Genomic DNA, 19,402 nt, shown 5'->3' with positions numbered 1-19,402 from the left:
ATGGGTACAGGTTTATGGATTCTAGTTGTTATACTAGCATTAGTAGCTGGTGTGGCTCTAGGATTTTTCATTGCTCGTAAATACATGATGAGCTACTTAAAGAAAAATCCACCAATTAATGAACAAATGTTAAAAATGATGATGATGCAAATGGGTATGAAGCCTTCTCAAAAGAAGATCAACCAGATGATGTCTGCTATGAATAAACAGCAAGGCAAATAATAGATGAACCCAGACCACTTTATCTTAGGGGATTAACCAAAAGATAAAGTGGTTTTTTCGTGTAAATATGTATGAGTTTTTCGAAAAGTTTTATATTTTGCTTTTCTATTGAAAAAAGGAATATTTAGGTTCATACTAGTTACGCTTGGAATACCAACATAGAGAAGGAGCAATTCTACATGAAAAAGGTGTTATCACTTATTTTAATTTTACTTCTAGCTTTAACAGCATGTGGAACACAAGAAAAAGAAGAAACAGCAGCCCCTGAAGAAAATAAAACAGAAGAGGGTACAAACGCTGCGAAAGAAAATGAAAATACTAGAGAGTATACAGCTGAGGACGAAAAGTTCAGCAAACTAATCATAGAGAAAAAATATGATGAAGTAGTAAAAGAAACCGTTTCATTAAAGAGTGAGTCTCAAAAGGATTTCTATTACATTGCATCAGCATTTATCAAAAATAATGAAAACCAAACTAAGACCTATGATCCTGCAGATTTAAATGGACAGAAGACCGATTATCAGGTAATCGTAAATTATTTGAATCGTGCAAAATTTGTCCCTGATGAAATCAAAGTAGAAGTAGACGGATTAAAAAAATCTGCAGAAGAAAAAGTGGCGGAAATAGAAAGTCAAGAATCCAAATAAAACAGGACCAGCACTCATTTTTATGGGTGCTTTTTTCATACAACGAATAAGTGTCTAAATCTTTATTATTTTACTAATATTTGATAAAATATACCTTCGGTGAGGTGAAATGATTTTTTTAAAATAATAAAAAGAGATTTTTCGGGGGAAAAATTATGAGAGTATTTTTAGATTTAGGCTGGTTTTTTAAGCAAGAGAAAAAAGCGTACATATCAGGAATCGTTATATTGCTTTTTGTAGCGCTGCTTCAACTCGTGCCTCCCAAGGTCATTGGAATCATCGCCGACCATATTAATAACGGTACGCTGACAAAAGGTTTGCTGTTTGAGTGGATGGCGGTATTAGTAGGCGCAGGTCTTGGAATGTATGTCTTGAGGTACTTTTGGAGAATTATGATCTTTGGTTCGGCGGTTAAACTTAGCAAACAGTTAAGAAATCGTTTATATGAACATTTTACGAACATGTCGCCATCGTTTTATCAGAAACGCAGGATTGGTGATTTAATGGCACATGCGACCAATGATCTTTCTGCTATTCAACAAACAGCTGGTGCTGGGGTCCTTACCTTAGTGGATTCTCTTTCAACAGGTGGATTTGTTATTTTAGCCATGGCGTTTACGATCAGCTGGAAATTAACCTTGATTTGTTTAATTCCAATGCCGTTTATGGCCATTCTTACCAGTTGGTTTGGTACGATGCTGCATCGAACCTTCCACAAAGCACAAGAAGCCTTTTCGGACTTAAACGATAAAACACAGGAAAGTATTTCTGGGATAAAAGTTATTAAAACATTTGGTCAGGAAAAAGAAGATATTGAAGATTTTAGAAAGCAATCAGATGATGTGGTTCAAAAAAATATCGTTGTTGCTAAAATAGATTCTTTATACGATCCAACCATCTCTATTATTGTGGGGATATCGTTCTTCTTGGCCATTACTTTTGGTGCGAAATATGTACTGGCAGGGGAACTTAGTATTGGTGAATTGATTGCGTTTACAACCTATTTAGGACTATTAATCTGGCCAATGCTAGCATTTGGCTGGTTGTTTAACATTGTTGAGCGTGGTCGTGCTTCTTATGACCGTGTTGCTGCATTACTTCGAGAAAAGTCCGATATAACAGACTCGAGTCATGCGTTAGATGTGGTACCTAGCGGTGATATTAACTATGATATACAAACATTCACATTCCCAGGTGAAAAAGAACCTATGTTAAAAGATATTTCATTCTCGCTAAATAGAGGGGAAACACTTGGAATTGTTGGGAAAACCGGTGCAGGAAAAACGACACTTTTAAAGCTTCTTATTCGTGAATTTGAAGACTATGGGGGCGGAATTTCCTTCGGTGGTCACAAACTTCAAGAATATAAACTGGAGAAGTTACGTGAAGCGATTGGCTATGTACCTCAGGATCATTTCTTATTTTCAGCCAGTGTGGGTGAAAATATCGCCTTTACCAATCCACATGTTCTGAAAGAAGAAATCTATAGTGCGGCTAAGCTAGCGAATATTCACGATGATATTCTTCAGTTTACTGATGGTTATCAAACCGTAGTAGGTGAGCGTGGGGTATCGCTATCAGGTGGGCAGAAACAAAGAATTTCAATTGCCCGTGCACTGCTTATGAATCCAGAAGTGTTAGTACTCGATGATTCCCTTTCCGCTGTAGATGCAAAGACAGAGGAAGCGATTCTTTCTTCATTAAGGAAGAACCGTGAAGGGAAAACAACGATTATTACTTCACACCGTTTGAGTGCTATTCAACATGCGAACTTAGTCCTTGTCCTTGATAATGGCAAGGTCATTGAAAGAGGAACACATGATGAACTTATGGAAAACGATGGTTGGTATAAGGAAATGTATTTACGTCAGCAGCTAGAGGAGTTGGTTGAGCATGGAGGACATTAAAATGGAAGAAACACAACAGCTGACTCAAAAAGAACAAAAAAGTGTTTTATATCGCCTGCTTGCCTATACAAAACCACATAAAAAGCAATTAATTCTAGCTTTTAGTCTTTTGGTTTTAACCACATTGGGAGAGTTAGCAGGTCCGATTCTAGTGAAAATCTTTATTGATGATTACTTAACACCTGGGAATCTAGTCTTTGGGCCTTTGGTTATCCTTGGAGCAAGTTATCTCGGGATTCAAATTGTAAAATCCGTTTTAATGTTTTTTCAGTTAGTAAAGTTTCAGGAGATTGCTTTGAAAATTATTCAGCAGCTGCGGGTTGATATTTTTTCAAAGGTTCAGTCACTTGGTCTTAAATACTTTGATCAAACACCAGCAGGAAGTATTGTTTCGAGGGTAACGAACGATACGGAAGCCATTAAAGATATGTTTGTTACCGTCATTTCGACCTTTATCCAAAGCGGATTTTTACTAGCAGGGATTTTCATTACCATGTTTATACTGGATGTAAAATTGGCATTGTTCTGCCTTATTTTTATTCCACTAATTCTCCTTGTCATGAGTTTATATCGAAAATTTAGTTCACGTTTCTATTTGGATATGCGAGAAAGACTTAGCCAACTAAATGCGAAACTAAGTGAATCCTTACAGGGTATGAGCATTATTCAAGTATTCCGCCAGGAAAAAAGACTTCGCCAAGAGTTCGAAGACATCAATGAAAAGCATTATAATTCCGGGATGAAGAATATCAAGATTGATGGCCTATTATTGCGCCCAGCGGTTGACTTGATTTTTATTTTGGGGTTGATTATTGTCTTAAATTATTTTGGGATCACTTCATTAAACAGTCCGGTAGAAATCGGTGTGTTATATGCATTTGTCAATTACCTTGAGCGTTTCTTTGAACCGGTAAATAATATGATGATGAGATTATCATTGTATCAGCAAGCGATTGTAGCAGGGGCACGCGTTTTTAGAATTCTCGATAAGAATGAATTGGCACCTGCGCAAAATGAAGAAAGTGATCTATCTATTGAAGAGGGCAGAATTGAAATTAAGAATTTAACCTTTTCTTACGATGGGCAGCGAGATGTCCTGAAAAATATTTCCTTTACAGCAAATCCAGGTGAAACCGTAGCGCTTGTCGGTCATACAGGAAGCGGGAAAAGTTCAATTATCAATCTATTAATGAGATTTTATGAATACGAGAAAGGCGATATATTAATTGATGGTAAATCAATACGTAATTTTTCTAAGGATGAATTACGAGATAAAATGGGGCTCGTAATTCAAGATCCGTTTTTATTTTACGGAACAGTAAGAGACAATATTACGTTGCATAAACATGAATTAACCGACAAACAAGTAGAGGAAGCTGCACAATTTGTTCAAGCTCATCACTTTATTGAAAAACTAGAAGATTCCTATAATCATAAAGTGGTCGAAAGAGGATCTACGTTTTCTAGTGGCCAAAGGCAATTAATTGCGTTTGCTAGGACGATTGCAGCCAATCCAAAGATTCTCGTCCTCGATGAGGCAACGGCTAACATCGATACGGAAACAGAGGAAGCCATTCAAACGGCTCTAGCGAAAATGCGGAAAGGGCGTACGACGATTGCGATTGCCCACCGGTTGTCAACGATTCAGGACGCTAATTTAATTCTCGTCTTGCACCAGGGCGAGATCGTCGAAAGAGGAACGCATCAAGAGCTCCTGGCACTAGGTGGACTCTATCACAAGATGTTCCTCTTGCAAAATGGCGCAGTAGAACGCTTAGAGGATATTATGCATTAATAAAAAAAATCCTGGTCAATGGCCAGGATTCTTGCATTATAGACTCGCCACTTGGCGGGTTTTCTTTATATATTTTCGATTATATTCGTTTAAAAGATGGTCTAATTCCTGGCTATAGCGAATAGCAATGGAGGAAGTCAAGCCGTTTGTGACCGCGACTTGAATTAACTCAGCACGCTTTTTTTCAATTAGTGCAACTAAATCTTGTTTGATCACAGTCGAGGTCCTTTCCGGAGAAAACTCCAATAATAGACAACAAAACATTGCTAGTTATTCTCTAACAATGTTTTACTAGTATAACCTAAGATGGGAATAAATCCAAGATATTTGTAAATAAATATCCATCTAATTTAGGAACATAGTAGAAACTTAGAGAGTTTTTTGAAGGAATTGTTAATAAACGTCTTGCGACACAAAATATTCATGTTAACCATTATCAATTAGGGGTAAGTTTTGTTAAAATGAAAGAGTATCGACTATAGTGGGAGTGTTAATATGACGGATGTAAATATATTTTTAGCTTTAGGCGCAGGATTTTTAAGTTTTATATCACCATGCTGTTTACCTCTTTACCCTGCATTTTTATCATATATTACGGGGATGTCTGTGGGGGAGTTAAAAACTGAAAACGCCATGCTTCAAAAGCGGAGCCTTCTACATACTATCTTTTTCCTATTAGGATTTTCGGCTATATTCATCGCCATTGGTTTCGGTACTTCGTTTGTAGGCAGTTTTTTCCTCGAGTACAAAGATCTCATTCGTCAGCTTGGCGGAATCTTTATCGTGCTATTTGGATTGATCATCGTCGGTGTATTTAAACCAGAGTTTTTGATGAAAGATCGTAAATTAGAATTTAAAAATCGCCCTTCCGGCTATTTTGGCTCATCACTTATCGGAATGGCCTTTGCGGCTGGCTGGACGCCATGTACAGGTCCGATTCTTTCGGCAGTAATCGCCCTTGCAGCAACAAATCCAGGTTCAGGTGTCGTTTACATGGTCGCTTATTCACTTGGGTTTGCGATTCCATTCTTAATCCTCTCTTTCTTTGTTGGCAAAATGAAATGGATCCGCAAAAACAGTGGTAAAATTGTAAAAGTCGGCGGTTATCTTATGATTGTCATGGGTATCGTGCTCTTCTTTGATTGGATGACAAAAATAATTACGATTTTCTCAGGAATGTTTGGTGGCTTTACAGGTTTCTAATGAATGATATTTATAGTAATATAGTTGTTGGTTTATTTTTAATATAGGGGATGGATCCTATGAACTTCGTTGTTATTTCTTCTATAGGAGCGGTATTTATGGGGATATTTGCTTTATTCGTCCGCATGAAAGCTGCAAAGAAACCTACAAATGCATTAAAGATTATCCTGCCGCCCGTTTTTATGTCAAGCGGAGCATTAATGTATGTAGTACCGCAATTTAGATTAAGCCCGTTGGAAATAGGCGAGGTAGTAATCCTAGGAATGTTATTTTCCATATTGTTGATAAGAACCTCAAAATTTGAGATTCGGGACGAGGAAATCTATTTAAAACGCTCTAAAGCGTTTATGTACATTTTAGTTGGATTATTAATTGTGAGATTAGGGTTAAAATCGATTTTAAGTACAACAATCGATTTTGGAGAATTAAGCGGTATGTTCTTCTTGCTCGCGTTTAGTATGATTGTCCCATGGCGGATCGCGATGTATCTAGATTATAAGAAGCTTTATAGACAGCTTCATGGACAGCACTGACTCTTTTAGAGTCAGTGTTTTTTATTAAATAGGCTCTGTTAAAGACAAATGTTGATTTTTCTCACGGAAATCCTTATGAAGGACTAATCTCACTGGGAACTCTCCTGATTAGTCTTTCATCATGCTTATGAAGGACTAATCTCACTGGGAATTCTCCTGATTTGTCTTTCATCGACCTTTTATTCCGTTGTACTAATATTCAACAATGAAATTTAACAAAAATACTAAAATAAAAAACCGTCACGAGGGACGGTTTAGAATAAGTGCTCGTACGGAGCGACATCAATTCGATTTTCAAAAAGCTTTTTTCGTAAGAATTTATGATCTCTCTTTGGAGTTGCTTGAATATAGCCGCGGATGACGAGTTCTTCTGTAATTTTTGTTACTTTCTCGTTAAGTGCAAGTTCGCCAATCTTTCCGGCTATTTTGTGCCGTGCTACATCACGGAAAAGCTCTGGAACAGGGCTAACTAAATCTTCTAGAAGGTGTTTTTCTTCCTCGCCCCATAAATGACGAGTCTGATTCACGTAGTATTCTTCCCAGTCCATCACGGATTTTCCGTCTTCCTTTGGCATTTTCTTTAAAAACTTACGAAACATAAAAAATCCGCCAATCGCCATGGCACCGGCAAATGCAAAGATCCATATTAATATAAACCAAAGAAACCAACCTGTTAACTGCCCCATTGTATTCACCTACATATTACAATTTTCATCTATCTATTATAGTCTGAAATTAGGTGAAAAGACAAGTTTTCGCCTGTATTATCAAGGTAGCAGTCTCTTCAAGGGGTATTGCAAAAGTTGTCGAAAAAATGACAATATCCCTAACTCTATTGATTATTACTATATTCCATTGTATTATGATTACAAATGGGAATTACCTTTCTACTATAATATTTATGGGGCTGAATGGGGTACTGGTGTCCTCCACAGTCTTCAAAACTGCTTGAGACCACCGTGTGTGGTCTGGTGGGTTCGATTCCCACGCAGTCCCGCCATATTTATTCAGTGTTATCAAGGGTATTAACGTTTTCTTTAGAAGCCTATTCAGAAGATAGCTATTATATTTAAACCTAAAATTATTGTTGACTTCCTGAACTGTAAACATTAAAATTACAGTATACTCAATTAAATTGAGTTGGTCTAGTTTGAGTGTTTAGACTGCTAGTTATTTTAGCCAACTTAATTTTAATTGTTTTGAATTCTAACTGTAATTTTTTTAATTACATTTTAATGGCGTTGAAGGATTAAGACATAAAGGAAAAAATTATGCAGTAAAAATATATAAGGAGTGTGTAAAAAGCATGGTAAATTTATATATCACATCAAGCTGTACTTCTTGCCGTAAAGCAAAGGCGTGGCTTGAGGAACATAATATTGAATATATTGAAAGAAATATAATAACTGACCCTCTTACAGTCGATGAGATTAAATCTATTCTTCGCCTGACAGAAAATGGAACGGACGAGATTATTTCAACTAATTCAAAAACGTTTCAGGAATTAAATGTAATTATTGAATCTCTCCCGCTTAATGAATTATATGAATTAATAATGAAAAACCCAAAAATGTTGCGCAGGCCAATTATCCAGGACGAAAAAAGATTACAGATCGGATATAATGAGGAAGACATTCGCAGTTTTCTTCCCAGAAAGCTTCGAACTTTCTCTTACATCGAGTCACAAAAACTGGCCAATTAATAGGTATTACTATAGTCATACAGTATTTTCAATATGCTTGACAAGGCAATCTGTAGCACTTAGTATTACAGTACTAATGAATATCAGAAAAAAGATGTTAAGTAGTTATTAATACTTAGGAGGCAGGCCATGAATAGTGACTATACTCTTGCCATTCACAGTTTAACTTATCTTGCACTGCAGTTGGATCGGATGTCTACAAGCGATGCTATATCGGAGAGTGCCGGTGTCCATCCAGTTCGTATTCGTAAAGTGCTGAGTTTGTTAAAAAAGCATGGATATATAAAATCGAAAGAAGGAACTGGCGGCGGATTTATTTTTGCATTAGATTTAAGTGAAATTAATCTATGGGATATATATAAGATAACCTCTGAAGGTGCATTGCAGCCTAAGTGTCCTGAATCAAATGAACAGTGTGTTGTGGGCGCGAATATGAAAAGAGTTTTATTTGGTATTTTCTTAGGTGCTGAAGAACATCTTGGGGAATATTTAAAGAACTATACCATTAAAGACGTTGTCGGTCTTATCAATCAACAGAAATGAATACAGGTGAAGGTCAGGCCTTCCTATTAATTAAAATGTAATAAAATAAATTACAGTTCAACCTGATGGCTGTCATTTTTATTTAATTTCTTTCTTTATTTATTTATTCTACTATTTTAAGAAGGTGAAAAAAGTATGATGACCAATAATAGTTCCATTTTAAAAACAGGTGATTGGATTAAGGGGAAATCAATGGATGGGGAATTGATTTTAGGCTATATTGATTCACTTGATATTCTGGATGGGATAATGAAGGTAACGGTTATTATATCTGATAATAAAGTAACTGTTGGCAAAACAATTCATATGTTAAGTAAACAGGTTAAGAAAATGCCAGTTTCAAAAGTGACAAACAAGGAACAAATTCGTTTTCTAATAGATTTGGCTCTCTCAACAGGGGATGAAGAATGGTTTATTGAGCTATCTTCTGAGCTAAACTCCATGAGGCAGCTTCTTAATGGCGTAAAATAAGAATCAATATCTGTTCTAGACTATGTTAATCACCTTGTGAGCAGTTTAGGTGCGAAAATTGATCAACAGAATTAATATTAGGTAAACCCAGTGGATTACTAGTATTTATTTAGTAAGGGAAAATATCCCTTAAATCAATTCGTAACGATTTATTAAATGCAGGCGCTAACTACAAAAATGAAGAAGTTGTGGTTAGCCATATTATTATGACTAGCCGTTTTCCAGATGATTTCCCTACATTTAATCGTGAAGTTTTAAACCTATTAGCTGAGTAATACTATATGTACAAAGGAAACATGTTCTTTATGTAAATTTCACTTAGAGATTGTAGAGAACAATATGAGTACTTGCCAATAAATTGGCAAACTAAAAAAATTTTAAGGGAGTGCTTTTAACCATGTCATTAAAAGGAAAAAGAGTGGTCGTTTTAGGTGGTACATCTGGCATCGGATTAGCTGCTGCCAGAGCATTTCTAGATCAATCTGCTCAAGTAATCATCGCAAGCCGTTCTGATTCAAAGTTATCTGAAGCGAAACAAGTGCTTGGAGGCATTGTGGAAGGCTACGAAATCGATTTTCGCAGTGAAGAAAAAGTAGCAGACTTTTTCAGCAAGGTTGGAAATTTTGATCACCTTGTGCTAACGGCGGGAGAAGGTACTATGGGGCACTTTAGCGAATTACCTGTTGCAAGTGCTAGAGACTCATTTGACAGCAAGTTCTGGGGACAGTATATTACCGTCCGTGCAGCCCTGCCGTATTTAAATAATGAGAGCTCGATTACCTTAACCTCTGGTGTATATGGTGTGCGTCCTCCTCAAGGAGCTACTACTTTGGCGGCCATCAACTCAGCGATCGAAGGATTGGTTCGAGGACTTTCCATAGATCTAGCCCCTATCAGGGTAAACGTGGTTTCACCAGGAATTGTCGATACACCAATCTACGCTAGAATGTCGGATGATCAGCGTCAAGAATTATTCAATGGAATTGCACAACAGCTGCCTGTTGGACGGATTGCACAACCACAAGATATAGCTGAAACCTATGTATACTTAGCGAAAAATGGATTTACTACTGGCACAGCTGTTCTGATCGATGGTGGAGCTCACTTAGTATAATATTTAAATTGTAGTAGATTAAAACCTATTAAACTAGTCCAACAGACATTTTGACCCAAATGATAGTTAGATTATGCATTGGTGGCAATACTGAAAAAGAGTATTGTCACTTTTTTTTGTTCCAAAAAGAACCAGAATATAAAATGAGCAATCTGCCCGGTATGGGCTCATTTCTAATTTAGCACCCAATCCTCGTTCCTTTTTATAAGTCATTCTTGGAGACAGCATCTCAAGAAAAGATGTATTTCACACGTCATTGTTTAATTAAATAAGAATTCTAAAAATTCTGTCTAAATGATTTACGTTGTAAAATATTTGTTATTTAATAGATACATATTTAAAATTTTTAAAAAAATAGGGGGTAGTGCAATGAGAAAGATCGTAAACAAGACATTTCTATTCGTTTCTGTTCTATTACTTGCTCTGTTAACAGCTTGCAGCGGCAGTAGTACAGAAACATCAGGAAAGGATGATTCTAAAGACGGTGGACAAGCAGGTAAAAGCGTTAAAGCCAAAATTGGAGTCATCTCGTATTTAAGCGGTCCTGGAGCTGCTTATGGTGAAGCGATTACAAGAGGTTTTAAGTTAGCTCAAAAAGAAATTAACGCAAAGGGCGATGTCAAAATTGAGCTTGTGATTGAAGATTCCGCTGGAAAGCAGGAACAGGCTTTAGCAGCTGCACAAAAACTCATGAGTGACGATGACATTGTGGCTCTTTTGGGACCAACGTTAAGTACGGAAATGAATGTTGTGGGTCCTGAGGCGGACTTAAATGGAATTCCTAATCATAAAGTATATCCATCATTGACAGGGTTGGGGTCACAGGTTCAATCAGGATCATTCTTCCTTTGGGTGATAAATGAAAGAAGAGGAGGTTAACTTAAACCTCCTCAAATCCTTGTTTAATTTTATTTATAATCCAAGAAAACTGGTCACACCTTTGGTCACAACTTGGTCACAGACTAGTTGTTTTTATATTAAAATAGTTAAAACTAAATGATATATAACTTTTTAAAAAGTGCATTAAATCAAGACTTTACGGCATTATATAAAACTAAATGTAATCAAAAATGATACCTTCCCTCTAACTTCAAAACTGCTTGATACCTGCGTGCCAGGTCTGGTGGGTTCGATTCCCACGCAGTCCCGCCAATCCTTGATAAATGAGGGTTTTTGAGAAGTAAACGTAAAGGTCAAGTTGTTTGCCAACAACCGAATTATTATCTTTGGTCATATTTTGGTAACATTGAATTTTAAAATGATTTACATAGTTTATTTATTCAGCTGCTCGAATTAAAGAGCAGCTTCTTTTTTTTCATAAGCCCATCCGTCAATGTCTTTTGTATAATATTCTTTACTTCATTGGCAAGCGTTCTCGGCAGATTGCTTGAATTTTTGAATTTGGGCAATTTAGTCATTGAAGTTTTTCGGTTATGGAGATATGTACCCTTGACCAACTAAAAACATTCTTGTTATGTTGTTTCTATCGACAATTTACATCCCGTAGCTGGAGGTTTTTATTTGAATCTTATCGTGAACGTTTTAAGAAAAATGACTTATAAACAAATACTTTTCTATACTATAACTGCAATTTGTTTTACTGCTTCAATTATTTTTGTTCATTACAATCATTCATTTTATGAACGTCCAATAGCTGAAGTCATTGAAATGAAGATGGAAGATTCCACTGAAATGGTTGATATGCATAAGAATAAAGATCGTCTTTATACTCAGCATATTATAGCCGAAATTAAAAATGGTAATAAAAAGGGAAATCTTATTTATTTATCGAATGAGTTCTCCTCATCGAGAGCTTTTGATCAGAAATATCATGTTGGAAATGAAATGTTTGTCACAATTGATGTGATGAAAGAAGATAAAGATTTAACTGGATCGATAGTAGAACTAAAGCGTGATATATACATAGTGATTGTTGCTTGGGTTTTTATCTTCACTCTTCTTTTCGTAGGAAAAAAGCAAGGGCTGTTTTCTATTATGAGTTTGGCTGTTAATGCCATATTGTTGTCCTATGCATTGGATGTTTATCTAAATACTTCCGGCATCAGTTTATTATGGATTTGCAGTGTCAGTGTTGTTTTATTTACGGTCATTTCTTTGCTCCTAGTTAACGGCTTTAATGAGAAAACATATGCAGCAATTGTTGCAACTCTATTGGGAACTTTTATTTCTTTGTTAATAACCTATCTTGTAATGTGGTTGACGGCAGAAAAAGGACTTCGGTATGAGGAAATGCAATTTCTAACACGCCCTTATAAAGAAGTGTTTATGGCAGGGTTATTTATCGGGTCTTTAGGAGCGGTGATGGATGTGGCCATTACCATGTCTTCTTCCATCTTTGGTTTGTATGAAAAGGATCACAACATACCGGTAAAGGCACTTAAAGCATCAGGAATGGAGATTGGCAAAGATATTATGGGAACGATGACAAATATTTTGTTCTTTGCCTATATAAGTGGTTCTATACCAATGCTTATTTTGTATTTTAAGAATAATTCTCCTATGTTCTTCACCCTTTCCATGAATCTCTCATTGGAATTGACCAGAGCCCTGGCTGGCGGGATTGGAATCGTGATTACCATTCCGATAGGACTTTATACTACTATTTTTTTCGTTAATCGAAAGAGGGCAAGATTATGAATGCATTAGTGTTGCTAGCATGTATTTTATTTATACTGATGCTCCTTATTGGCGGCAAAAAGGGAGTACGGTCTTTTTGGGCTATATTCTTAAACTTTGGTGTGCTCCTTTTTACCATCATTATTATGACAGTGCCACAGGCAGATCCGATTATCTTAACAATGATTGCATCTACTGTGATTAGTTGCATTAATCTGTTTTATATTAATGAAGTTAACAGCAAGACCAAAACAGCCTTCATTGCTACCATTATCACAGTTGTGATTCTTCTTTTTTTAATTTTAATCGTTACAGAAAATGCGATGATTCAGGGATTTGGAGAAGAGGAAGTAGAGGAACTCAGCTACTTTTCCCTATATATTGGGATAGATTTTGTTAAAATAGCTGCTTCCGTGATTATTATGAGTACAATCGGTGCGATTACAGATACGGCAATTGCAATATCTTCCCCAATGCGGGAAATGTTTCATCATCATCCATCCATCAGCAAGAGGGATTTATTTGCTTTTGGAATAAGCATTGGGAAGGATATCCTAGGAACCAGTACAAATACGTTATTTTTTGCATTCTTTGGAGGTTATTTGGCCTTACTTATTTGGTTTAAAGATTTATCTTATTCTATTGGAGAAATCGTAAATTCAAAGATTTTTATTGCTGAAGTGATGACGATTTTGTGTGCCGGTATTGGCGTAGCTTTGATTATTCCTATTACTGCCTGGATTAATTCATATTTTTTAGTAAAAAGAAGAGAAAAAGCTACCATGACAGGGACGCGTAAGTAATGATCATATTTCAAAATTAAATGTCTTCAAAAGCTGTAGAAACTCTAGCCAAGGACTGTCAATTTGAAAAAAGCCTTTCCTCCGTTTAGTAAACCGAAGAAAGGCCTTCTTTGTTTAAAAAACACTAATATAGTTCCATAAGATGTAAAATTGAGGTTCTGGATATGGCGTTGGATGTGGCGGTTATGGATACGGTTGCTATTATGGCGGTAGTTCAATAATAGTTTGTAAGTTTTTCATTAAGATATAATTTAAAAAAACAGGAGAAAATGATTACGATAAATCGATAGAATTTGCCGTTGATTGGCAAAGTCATACATGACTAATGAGAATTGTTCATTTTAAATGTGTAAGTCTGATTCATTTCAACTGCGATTTCGTCTGTTTTTGATCATTCGAGGCGAGGAGACATTTTAAAAAAAATTTACAAGGGTTTTATTAATGTTTGGCCAATTCTATACGTAAATAATAGAAACAGGGAGGAAGTGGAGTATGAGATATCAACGAACATTTTTTATGATTAATGATTTTGTCATCGAAGTCAAGAAACCTGAAATAACGCTGAAAAAAATCAAAGTAACCAAAATTAAAATAGAAAATGAAGAATATAGAATGCTCCGAAAAAAATTCGATGAAGATATATTCCATATAGAGAAAAAGCCTGATGGATGGTACATAACAGAAAAAGAGTAAGCACTCTGAATTGATAAATACCAAAATGTTTCAGCGTTTGAATAAACTAATTGTACCTCGCCATCTTGATTACTGGTTTATTATGTCTTATCTACAAGCAAGAGTTAGAATAATGAAACAAAAAAATAAAAGCAATCGAATCAGCATAGGTCTGAGCGATTGCTTTTGAGTGAAAATAGCGTGTTCTTAAAGCGAACTATAAATAACCGAGCGAAGCCGTGGCTGATGGTAAGCCTCAAAGTTAGGCAGCAGTAACTGCATTTCATTTCTAAAGGATCAAAAATTTCATTTTTTAAAAACTGTCCAAAGGATTTACCTGACACCACTGTTGTTCTTTTAATTGGAAAAGACGCTTAAAATCAAGGGAATTATTCTTTCATTACGACTCTAAGATATAAATAACCCTTAATTTATTGCTTTTCCATGACAATCAATGCGGATATCCAGCCTTCGATCCCGTTTGTAGTTTGGACTTTTAGCCACTTTATTCCTTTGGAATCTACTTGTTCTTCATTTAAAAAGTGAATGATTTCTCTATTTGTGACCGTGTATAGACGGGGCGCGGTTAGTGCGGGAGCTTCACGAATATTTCCGCCATCTTCATATTTCTTATTTAAAATTAATTCTATTTGATCAGGGGAAGCCCCAGATGCTTGTATGTGCACATGTTCTTGGTTTAACCAAACCTCCGCTTTCCTCCATTTTTGTATATACCACTCATTTGGATTGTTCATAATGGCAGTAGTCAGCAAAATCACTACAGCTGTGGCAGCATAGAAGGTCCATCTTTTAATCCTGCCCTTATTCCTTTTCCGTTTCGTGAAAAGTTCAATCATTTTGTTGAAAAAATTCTCGAACAAGGCAAACATTCCTTCGATGATTTCAATCCAAACAGGTATGCCAGCTATTCCTGCTTCTCTCCGCCGTCTTTGCAGAGTGGAAAGAAGTGCCATAATTGGGTAAGAAATTGGATATATCATCTTTTTAAACAAACGGCATAACAAGTTTAAGAAGGGAGGAACAATGTACAACAAAATCAGCCTTGCGATTTGCAAGAGCACAAAGAGAGCCAAAAAAAGACGCATCCATTCCGGCAGGACAGATATAAGTGACCAGATCCAAAACAGCTGGTTTAAAATGGATTCCACAATAGCTAATCTCCTTTATTTAAATAGGATTGAAGTTCTCTCTTTGGACCAGTAATCTGTTTTTTTCTATTGATGTTTTCCAGATTGACGGGGAGATACGGGAATAGTTTTTTTAGCTTGGCCAATCTTAGTTCTGCCTCAAGCTGGTCAATAGCGTGATCGTTGATTAAGTTGAATAGTTGTTTGTTTACCTCAAATTTGAAGGCTTGATTTTGGCTAAACTCCGATTCCACTAACCGCTTTGCCATTTCATTCTTTTCTCCAAGCTTTCCAGCAGTGATAAAATCACCTGCTTGAAGAGCATCTTTAATCGAAACCGAAATTCTGCGCGCTTCCTCCAAGTCCAGAGCCTCTTGATAGGCGGATAATTCTGCGTTTCGATCTAAATCAGCGATTGCCTCATCATGGCGTTGGTCCCTAATACCTTGCCGGATCAAAACACGAACATTTCGAACAACAATTCCAGCCTCTCTTAACACCTTGACTAATGGCGAGGTTTGAAAAAACTCTTCAATATGCCGTGCAAAACTAAGCTCTTCTTCAATAGGATAAAATCTTGCTTCAGACTCCACCCAGAAGGGCAAATTATTGTTAATAATGTCGCCAAATTCTCCTGCATTTTGTTGAACTAACCGTTCGGGGTGTTCAACAGCAATATCGATAAATAGATTGACAGAAAACGTTCTTCCTCTTGTTGCAGAAGGGACTTCCTCTTTGTATGTGATGGTATGCTGCTGCATATTGACTGTATAAACTCTTTTATATTTGCCAATCCGTAATTCACTACGTGACAAACGCTCTCCATTTTTTACTGCATAGTATTCGTTGTGATTATTAACATAAACAAAGGCATAAGTCATCGGCGACGCAGGCGGTTTTTCCAAAAAACTAAATTTCACATCTTTAACATCTTCAATAAATTGCATTAGGCTATTTCCCTCCTGGTTTACTATTTTAATTGAGAGATCACTTACCCTTGTCTACAATCTATGCAGACAATCGGAAGAAAAGCCCCATATCTTTGCAGAAATTGGGGATTGAGGGAGTTGAATTAATATGATTTCATTGGTTTTGGGGAAAATTTATGCAAACAAAGGTTATGCCAAAAAAGTGGTGTTAAGGTAGTTACATTAAAGAAAGGGGAATTGGGTGACAAACCCATTTTCAAAAATAACAAAAAAACACACCTTCATGTGGTCGTTGATTTCCAACAATGAAGGTGTGGTTATCTAGTTTGTTAATTGTGAATTTTTTGATTCCGCATCGAGCGGCTTATTGTTACCCATTCGATTAAATAGGGTCGCTAATATTGGACCAGATATATTATGCCAAACACTAAAAATAGCACTTGGTACAGCAGATAATGGTGAGAAATGTGCTGAAGTAATGGCAGCACCTAACCCCGAGTTTTGCATTCCAACTTCAATTGCAACTGCTTTTTTCTTCGATAAATCCATCTTGAATAACTTTCCAAAGAAATAGCCCAGTAAATAGCCAAGGACATTATGGAGAATAACAACAGCAAAGATGATTAACCCTGTTTTAGCAATATTTTGTTGGTTAACAGATACTACTGCGGTTACAATCGAAACAATTCCTATAATGGATCCAAGTGGAAGGACCTTTACACTTGCCTGTGCTTGACGATTAAATAATTTCTTAATGATAAGCCCTAGGACGATAGGTATAATCACAATTTTTACAATGGAAACAAATAGGCTACCTGGTTCTACTGGAATCCATTCGCTTGCAAGTAATAAAATAAGTGCTGGTGTTACCACAGGTGCGAGTAGTGTTGTCACTGAGGTAATGGTTACACTTAGAGGAACATCAACTTTCGCCAAGAAAGTCATAACATTAGATGAAGTCCCTCCCGGACAGCAACCTACTAAAATGACTCCTACAGCTATTTCAGGAGGTAATTGCAATCCTTTTGCAAGTAAAAAAGCAAGAGTAGGCATGATTAAAAATTGACCAATAACTCCAATCGCCACATCCTTTGGACGTCTGAAAACTTCTTTAAAATCTCCTGCAGACAATGATATTCCCATTCCAAACATAATGATCCCTATTAGGAGGGAAATATGTGGTGCTATCCACGTAAACGCGGATGGCCAAAAAAACGAAAGGGCTGCAAATAATAGCACCCAAACGGCAAAGGTACTGCCGGCGAATTGGCTTACTTTCTCTAAAACTTTCATTCTTTACATCTCTGACTTTGAATTTTTGTAATGAAAAGTATTATAGAATAATTTTTGAATAAAAATAATAGTTAGAATATTAAATTATCACAAACCAAAGAAATAAATATTGTAAACGTTTGAATCGATAGAACGAATAAAGGAGGGCAAAGAAATGCGTCTAAGTGATTAATGGCTGGAATAGCAGCCGCTTTATTTTGCTTGCACATTTTGAATATCTTTATCTGGACTATCTTGTAGGCAAACTAGAACAGCCTGCACCTGTAAAGATAATACATTTTAACTACATCAACAGGGCTAAATCTAAAAATGCTTTTTAGGATCTTGGGTTCGGCTTTACAACTTATTGGATAATATTTTAAATTGTCTTAAGTAAATATTTATTCTAGAATGGAGGCTGTAGAGGTTAGGGAAAACGGTCTAAAAAACTTTCAAGAGACTGCCGAGACCCCTTGATATTACGGGGGAATTTGAATCTGATTTGACCACTGGTCCCATACACAGTCTTCAAAACTGCTTGAGACTTGCGTGCCAGGTCTGGTGGGTTCGATTCCCACACAGTCCCGCCAAAAGTATTATGACACCAACGTTTTCGAACGTATGTAAATATTTGGTTAGTAGAAGTGTTTTGCAACTAGACTGTTGAGGGTACTATCAAAAGACTGTGGAGCCTCCTTGCTATATTGGGAATCACCAATGAAGCGATGGAGGCTTTTTTATGGCAGAACAAAGCAAAAGCAAAGGAAGGAAGACGGTATTATCATCCCACAAGCTTTTGATGATTTACCTGATTTCAAAGCAGAATGTTCAAACCAAACAAAATACTAAGTGAAGACATCCTATTAAAAAAGGATGTCTTTTTTCTTCGGTTCTATTCTTCTTAAACATTAGAAAAAGCAATTTAAATTGGGAATCAATGCTTTTTTGATATATACATAAGAAAAAACTTTGGCGAGCTGCAGGAAAAATGTATAGTTATTCCTCTTAATCCCAACTAGGAATTGGCTTTTTTTTGCCATCCTTTATCCATAAAAATTTCCCATTTATTTCATTTGATTCTGGCGTTAATAAATCGAGGATGACCTCGACTGCTTTCTCGGGAGAATCGCCGCCTGATTGTCCAACCATATCAGCCCACCGTGTCATAACCGGATTTCCTGATTTTTCAGCATCAAACTTAATATTTGCCCACATTTGCGTTTTTACTTCACCAGGATGAATGACATTTGCCGTAATCTCTGTTCCTTCCAGTTCTGATGCAAGCTGCCTGGTAAAATGATTTAAGGCAGCTTTGCTTGTCGCATAGGCACTGTTGACGCCGTTAGGTTTTACAAGAGAAGCGGCGGAACTCACATTCACAATTCTGCCCCAGCCCAGCTCAATCATTTCGTTCATAAAAGCACGGCAAACAAGATATGGCCCAGCAGTATTAATCATCAGCGTATCCATCCACAGTTGCGGATCGCTTTCCTTTATCGTCCTTATCTCCCCATGAATCCCCGCAGCGTTAATAAGAATAGAGGGAACACCAAACTTTTTTAAAACCGTTGAAGCCATCTGTTCTACACTTTCAATGCTATTTACATCTGCACACACTACCACAGATTTACCCTTGAGTTCTTCAATAAGTTCAGCTGTTTTTATTAGCTTTTCAGCCGAGCGTCCCACTAGAATCACGATTGCTCCCACTTTCGCTAGACCCATTGAAATCGCTTGTCCGATTCCACTCCCAGCGCCTGTTACAACTGCGACTTTGTCTTTTACAAACGAATAATCAGCCACC

The 19,402-nt window shown here is 36.6% G+C and carries 21 protein-coding genes, 1 tRNA gene and 1 pseudogene; 17 read left to right on the top strand and 6 right to left on the bottom strand.

Going from position 1 to position 19,402, the window contains the following annotated elements; translation table 11 throughout:
- From QUG14_RS08935 to QUG14_RS08920, 4 genes are all read left to right on the top strand, one after another.
- A complete protein-coding gene (locus QUG14_RS08935) occupies positions 1–222 on the top strand; it encodes a YneF family protein (protein ID WP_289340167.1) in 222 nt (73 codons plus the stop codon).
- A gap of 179 nt (positions 223–401) precedes the next feature.
- Positions 402–869, top strand: a complete 468-nt coding sequence (locus tag QUG14_RS08930) for a hypothetical protein (RefSeq protein ID WP_289340165.1) — start codon at positions 402–404, stop codon at positions 867–869.
- Between the two features lie 155 nt (positions 870–1,024).
- A complete protein-coding gene (locus QUG14_RS08925) occupies positions 1,025–2,776 on the top strand; it encodes an ABC transporter ATP-binding protein (protein ID WP_289340164.1) in 1,752 nt (583 codons plus the stop codon).
- A gap of 1 nt (position 2,777) precedes the next feature.
- Entirely contained in the window at positions 2,778–4,571 is a 1,794-nt protein-coding gene (locus QUG14_RS08920) for an ABC transporter ATP-binding protein (protein WP_289340163.1), read from the top strand.
- A 36-nt stretch (positions 4,572–4,607) separates the two neighbouring features.
- On the opposite strand, the gene QUG14_RS08915 is transcribed toward QUG14_RS08920, so the two are convergent.
- Positions 4,608–4,835: a Spo0E family sporulation regulatory protein-aspartic acid phosphatase gene (locus QUG14_RS08915; RefSeq protein ID WP_483310718.1), complete on the bottom strand. Its 228-nt coding sequence runs from the start codon at positions 4,833–4,835 to the stop codon at positions 4,608–4,610.
- Positions 4,836–5,066: 231 nt separating this feature from the next.
- Here QUG14_RS08915 and QUG14_RS08910 point away from each other — a divergent pair, with 231 nt between their 5' ends.
- A complete protein-coding gene (locus QUG14_RS08910) occupies positions 5,067–5,774 on the top strand; it encodes a cytochrome c biogenesis CcdA family protein (RefSeq protein ID WP_289340160.1) in 708 nt (235 codons plus the stop codon).
- Positions 5,775–5,833: 59 nt separating this feature from the next.
- Entirely contained in the window at positions 5,834–6,307 is a 474-nt protein-coding gene (locus QUG14_RS08905) for a CcdC family protein (RefSeq protein WP_289340159.1), read from the top strand.
- 254 nt (positions 6,308–6,561) lie between these two features.
- On the opposite strand, the gene QUG14_RS08900 is transcribed toward QUG14_RS08905, so the two are convergent.
- Positions 6,562–6,993 carry a DUF2621 domain-containing protein gene (locus tag QUG14_RS08900; RefSeq protein ID WP_289340158.1) on the bottom strand — a complete coding sequence of 144 codons (432 nt, stop codon included), beginning with the start codon at positions 6,991–6,993 and terminating at the stop codon, positions 6,562–6,564.
- Positions 6,994–7,210: 217 nt separating this feature from the next.
- Here QUG14_RS08900 and QUG14_RS08895 point away from each other — a divergent pair.
- The 10 genes and pseudogenes from QUG14_RS08895 (at position 7,211) to QUG14_RS08850 (ending at position 14,270) form a co-directional block, all read left to right on the top strand.
- Positions 7,211–7,307, top strand: a tRNA-Sec gene (locus QUG14_RS08895).
- A gap of 306 nt (positions 7,308–7,613) precedes the next feature.
- Positions 7,614–8,009, top strand: a complete 396-nt coding sequence (gene spxA, locus QUG14_RS08890; protein ID WP_289340157.1) for a transcriptional regulator SpxA — start codon at positions 7,614–7,616, stop codon at positions 8,007–8,009.
- Positions 8,010–8,138: 129 nt separating this feature from the next.
- On the top strand, positions 8,139–8,552 hold the full coding sequence (locus QUG14_RS08885; RefSeq protein ID WP_289340156.1) for an RrF2 family transcriptional regulator: 414 nt from the start codon (positions 8,139–8,141) through the stop codon (positions 8,550–8,552).
- Between the two features lie 135 nt (positions 8,553–8,687).
- Entirely contained in the window at positions 8,688–9,023 is a 336-nt protein-coding gene (locus QUG14_RS08880) for an IDEAL domain-containing protein (RefSeq protein ID WP_289340155.1), read from the top strand.
- A gap of 131 nt (positions 9,024–9,154) precedes the next feature.
- Positions 9,155–9,298: pseudogene (locus tag QUG14_RS08875) on the top strand (DJ-1/PfpI family protein); the annotation flags it as partial.
- A gap of 122 nt (positions 9,299–9,420) precedes the next feature.
- Positions 9,421–10,137, top strand: a complete 717-nt coding sequence (locus QUG14_RS08870; RefSeq protein ID WP_289340154.1) for an SDR family oxidoreductase — start codon at positions 9,421–9,423, stop codon at positions 10,135–10,137.
- Between the two features lie 369 nt (positions 10,138–10,506).
- Positions 10,507–11,016 (top strand): ABC transporter substrate-binding protein, encoded by a 510-nt coding sequence (locus QUG14_RS08865; RefSeq protein ID WP_353961070.1) that lies wholly within the window; start codon positions 10,507–10,509, stop codon positions 11,014–11,016.
- Between the two features lie 642 nt (positions 11,017–11,658).
- Complete coding sequence (locus tag QUG14_RS08860) at positions 11,659–12,795, top strand: YibE/F family protein (protein ID WP_483310717.1); 1,137 nt, start codon at positions 11,659–11,661, stop codon at positions 12,793–12,795.
- Positions 12,792–13,577, top strand: a complete 786-nt coding sequence (locus QUG14_RS08855) for a YibE/F family protein (protein ID WP_289340153.1) — start codon at positions 12,792–12,794, stop codon at positions 13,575–13,577. Before QUG14_RS08860 ends, QUG14_RS08855 begins: the two co-directional genes overlap by 4 nt.
- 492 nt (positions 13,578–14,069) lie before the next feature.
- Entirely contained in the window at positions 14,070–14,270 is a 201-nt protein-coding gene (locus QUG14_RS08850; protein ID WP_289340152.1) for a hypothetical protein, read from the top strand.
- A gap of 410 nt (positions 14,271–14,680) precedes the next feature.
- Here QUG14_RS08850 and QUG14_RS08845 read toward each other — a convergent pair whose 3' ends face one another.
- From QUG14_RS08845 to QUG14_RS08835, 3 genes are all read right to left on the bottom strand, one after another.
- On the bottom strand, positions 14,681–15,418 hold the full coding sequence (locus QUG14_RS08845) for an SH3 domain-containing protein (protein WP_289340151.1): 738 nt from the start codon (positions 15,416–15,418) through the stop codon (positions 14,681–14,683).
- A 5-nt stretch (positions 15,419–15,423) separates the two neighbouring features.
- The gene (locus QUG14_RS08840; protein WP_289340150.1) at positions 15,424–16,344 is read right to left on the bottom strand and encodes a hypothetical protein; all 921 of its coding nucleotides are present in this window, start codon (positions 16,342–16,344) and stop codon (positions 15,424–15,426) included.
- A gap of 303 nt (positions 16,345–16,647) precedes the next feature.
- Positions 16,648–17,619: a bile acid:sodium symporter family protein gene (locus QUG14_RS08835; RefSeq protein WP_289340149.1), complete on the bottom strand. Its 972-nt coding sequence runs from the start codon at positions 17,617–17,619 to the stop codon at positions 16,648–16,650.
- Positions 17,620–18,315: 696 nt separating this feature from the next.
- On the opposite strand from QUG14_RS08835, the gene QUG14_RS08830 reads away from it, so the two are divergent.
- On the top strand, positions 18,316–18,447 hold the full coding sequence (locus QUG14_RS08830; RefSeq protein WP_289340148.1) for a hypothetical protein: 132 nt from the start codon (positions 18,316–18,318) through the stop codon (positions 18,445–18,447).
- Positions 18,448–18,603: 156 nt separating this feature from the next.
- On the opposite strand, the gene QUG14_RS08825 is transcribed toward QUG14_RS08830, so the two are convergent.
- Complete coding sequence (locus QUG14_RS08825) at positions 18,604–19,401, bottom strand: SDR family NAD(P)-dependent oxidoreductase (RefSeq protein ID WP_289340147.1); 798 nt, start codon at positions 19,399–19,401, stop codon at positions 18,604–18,606.
- Position 19,402: the final 1 nt, after the last annotated feature.

Origin of the sequence: Neobacillus sp. CF12 (genome assembly GCF_030348765.1) — a bacterium.
GTDB lineage: Bacteria > Bacillota > Bacilli > Bacillales > Cytobacillaceae > Neobacillus.
This window is presented reverse-complemented; position numbering and strand designations above follow the sequence as displayed.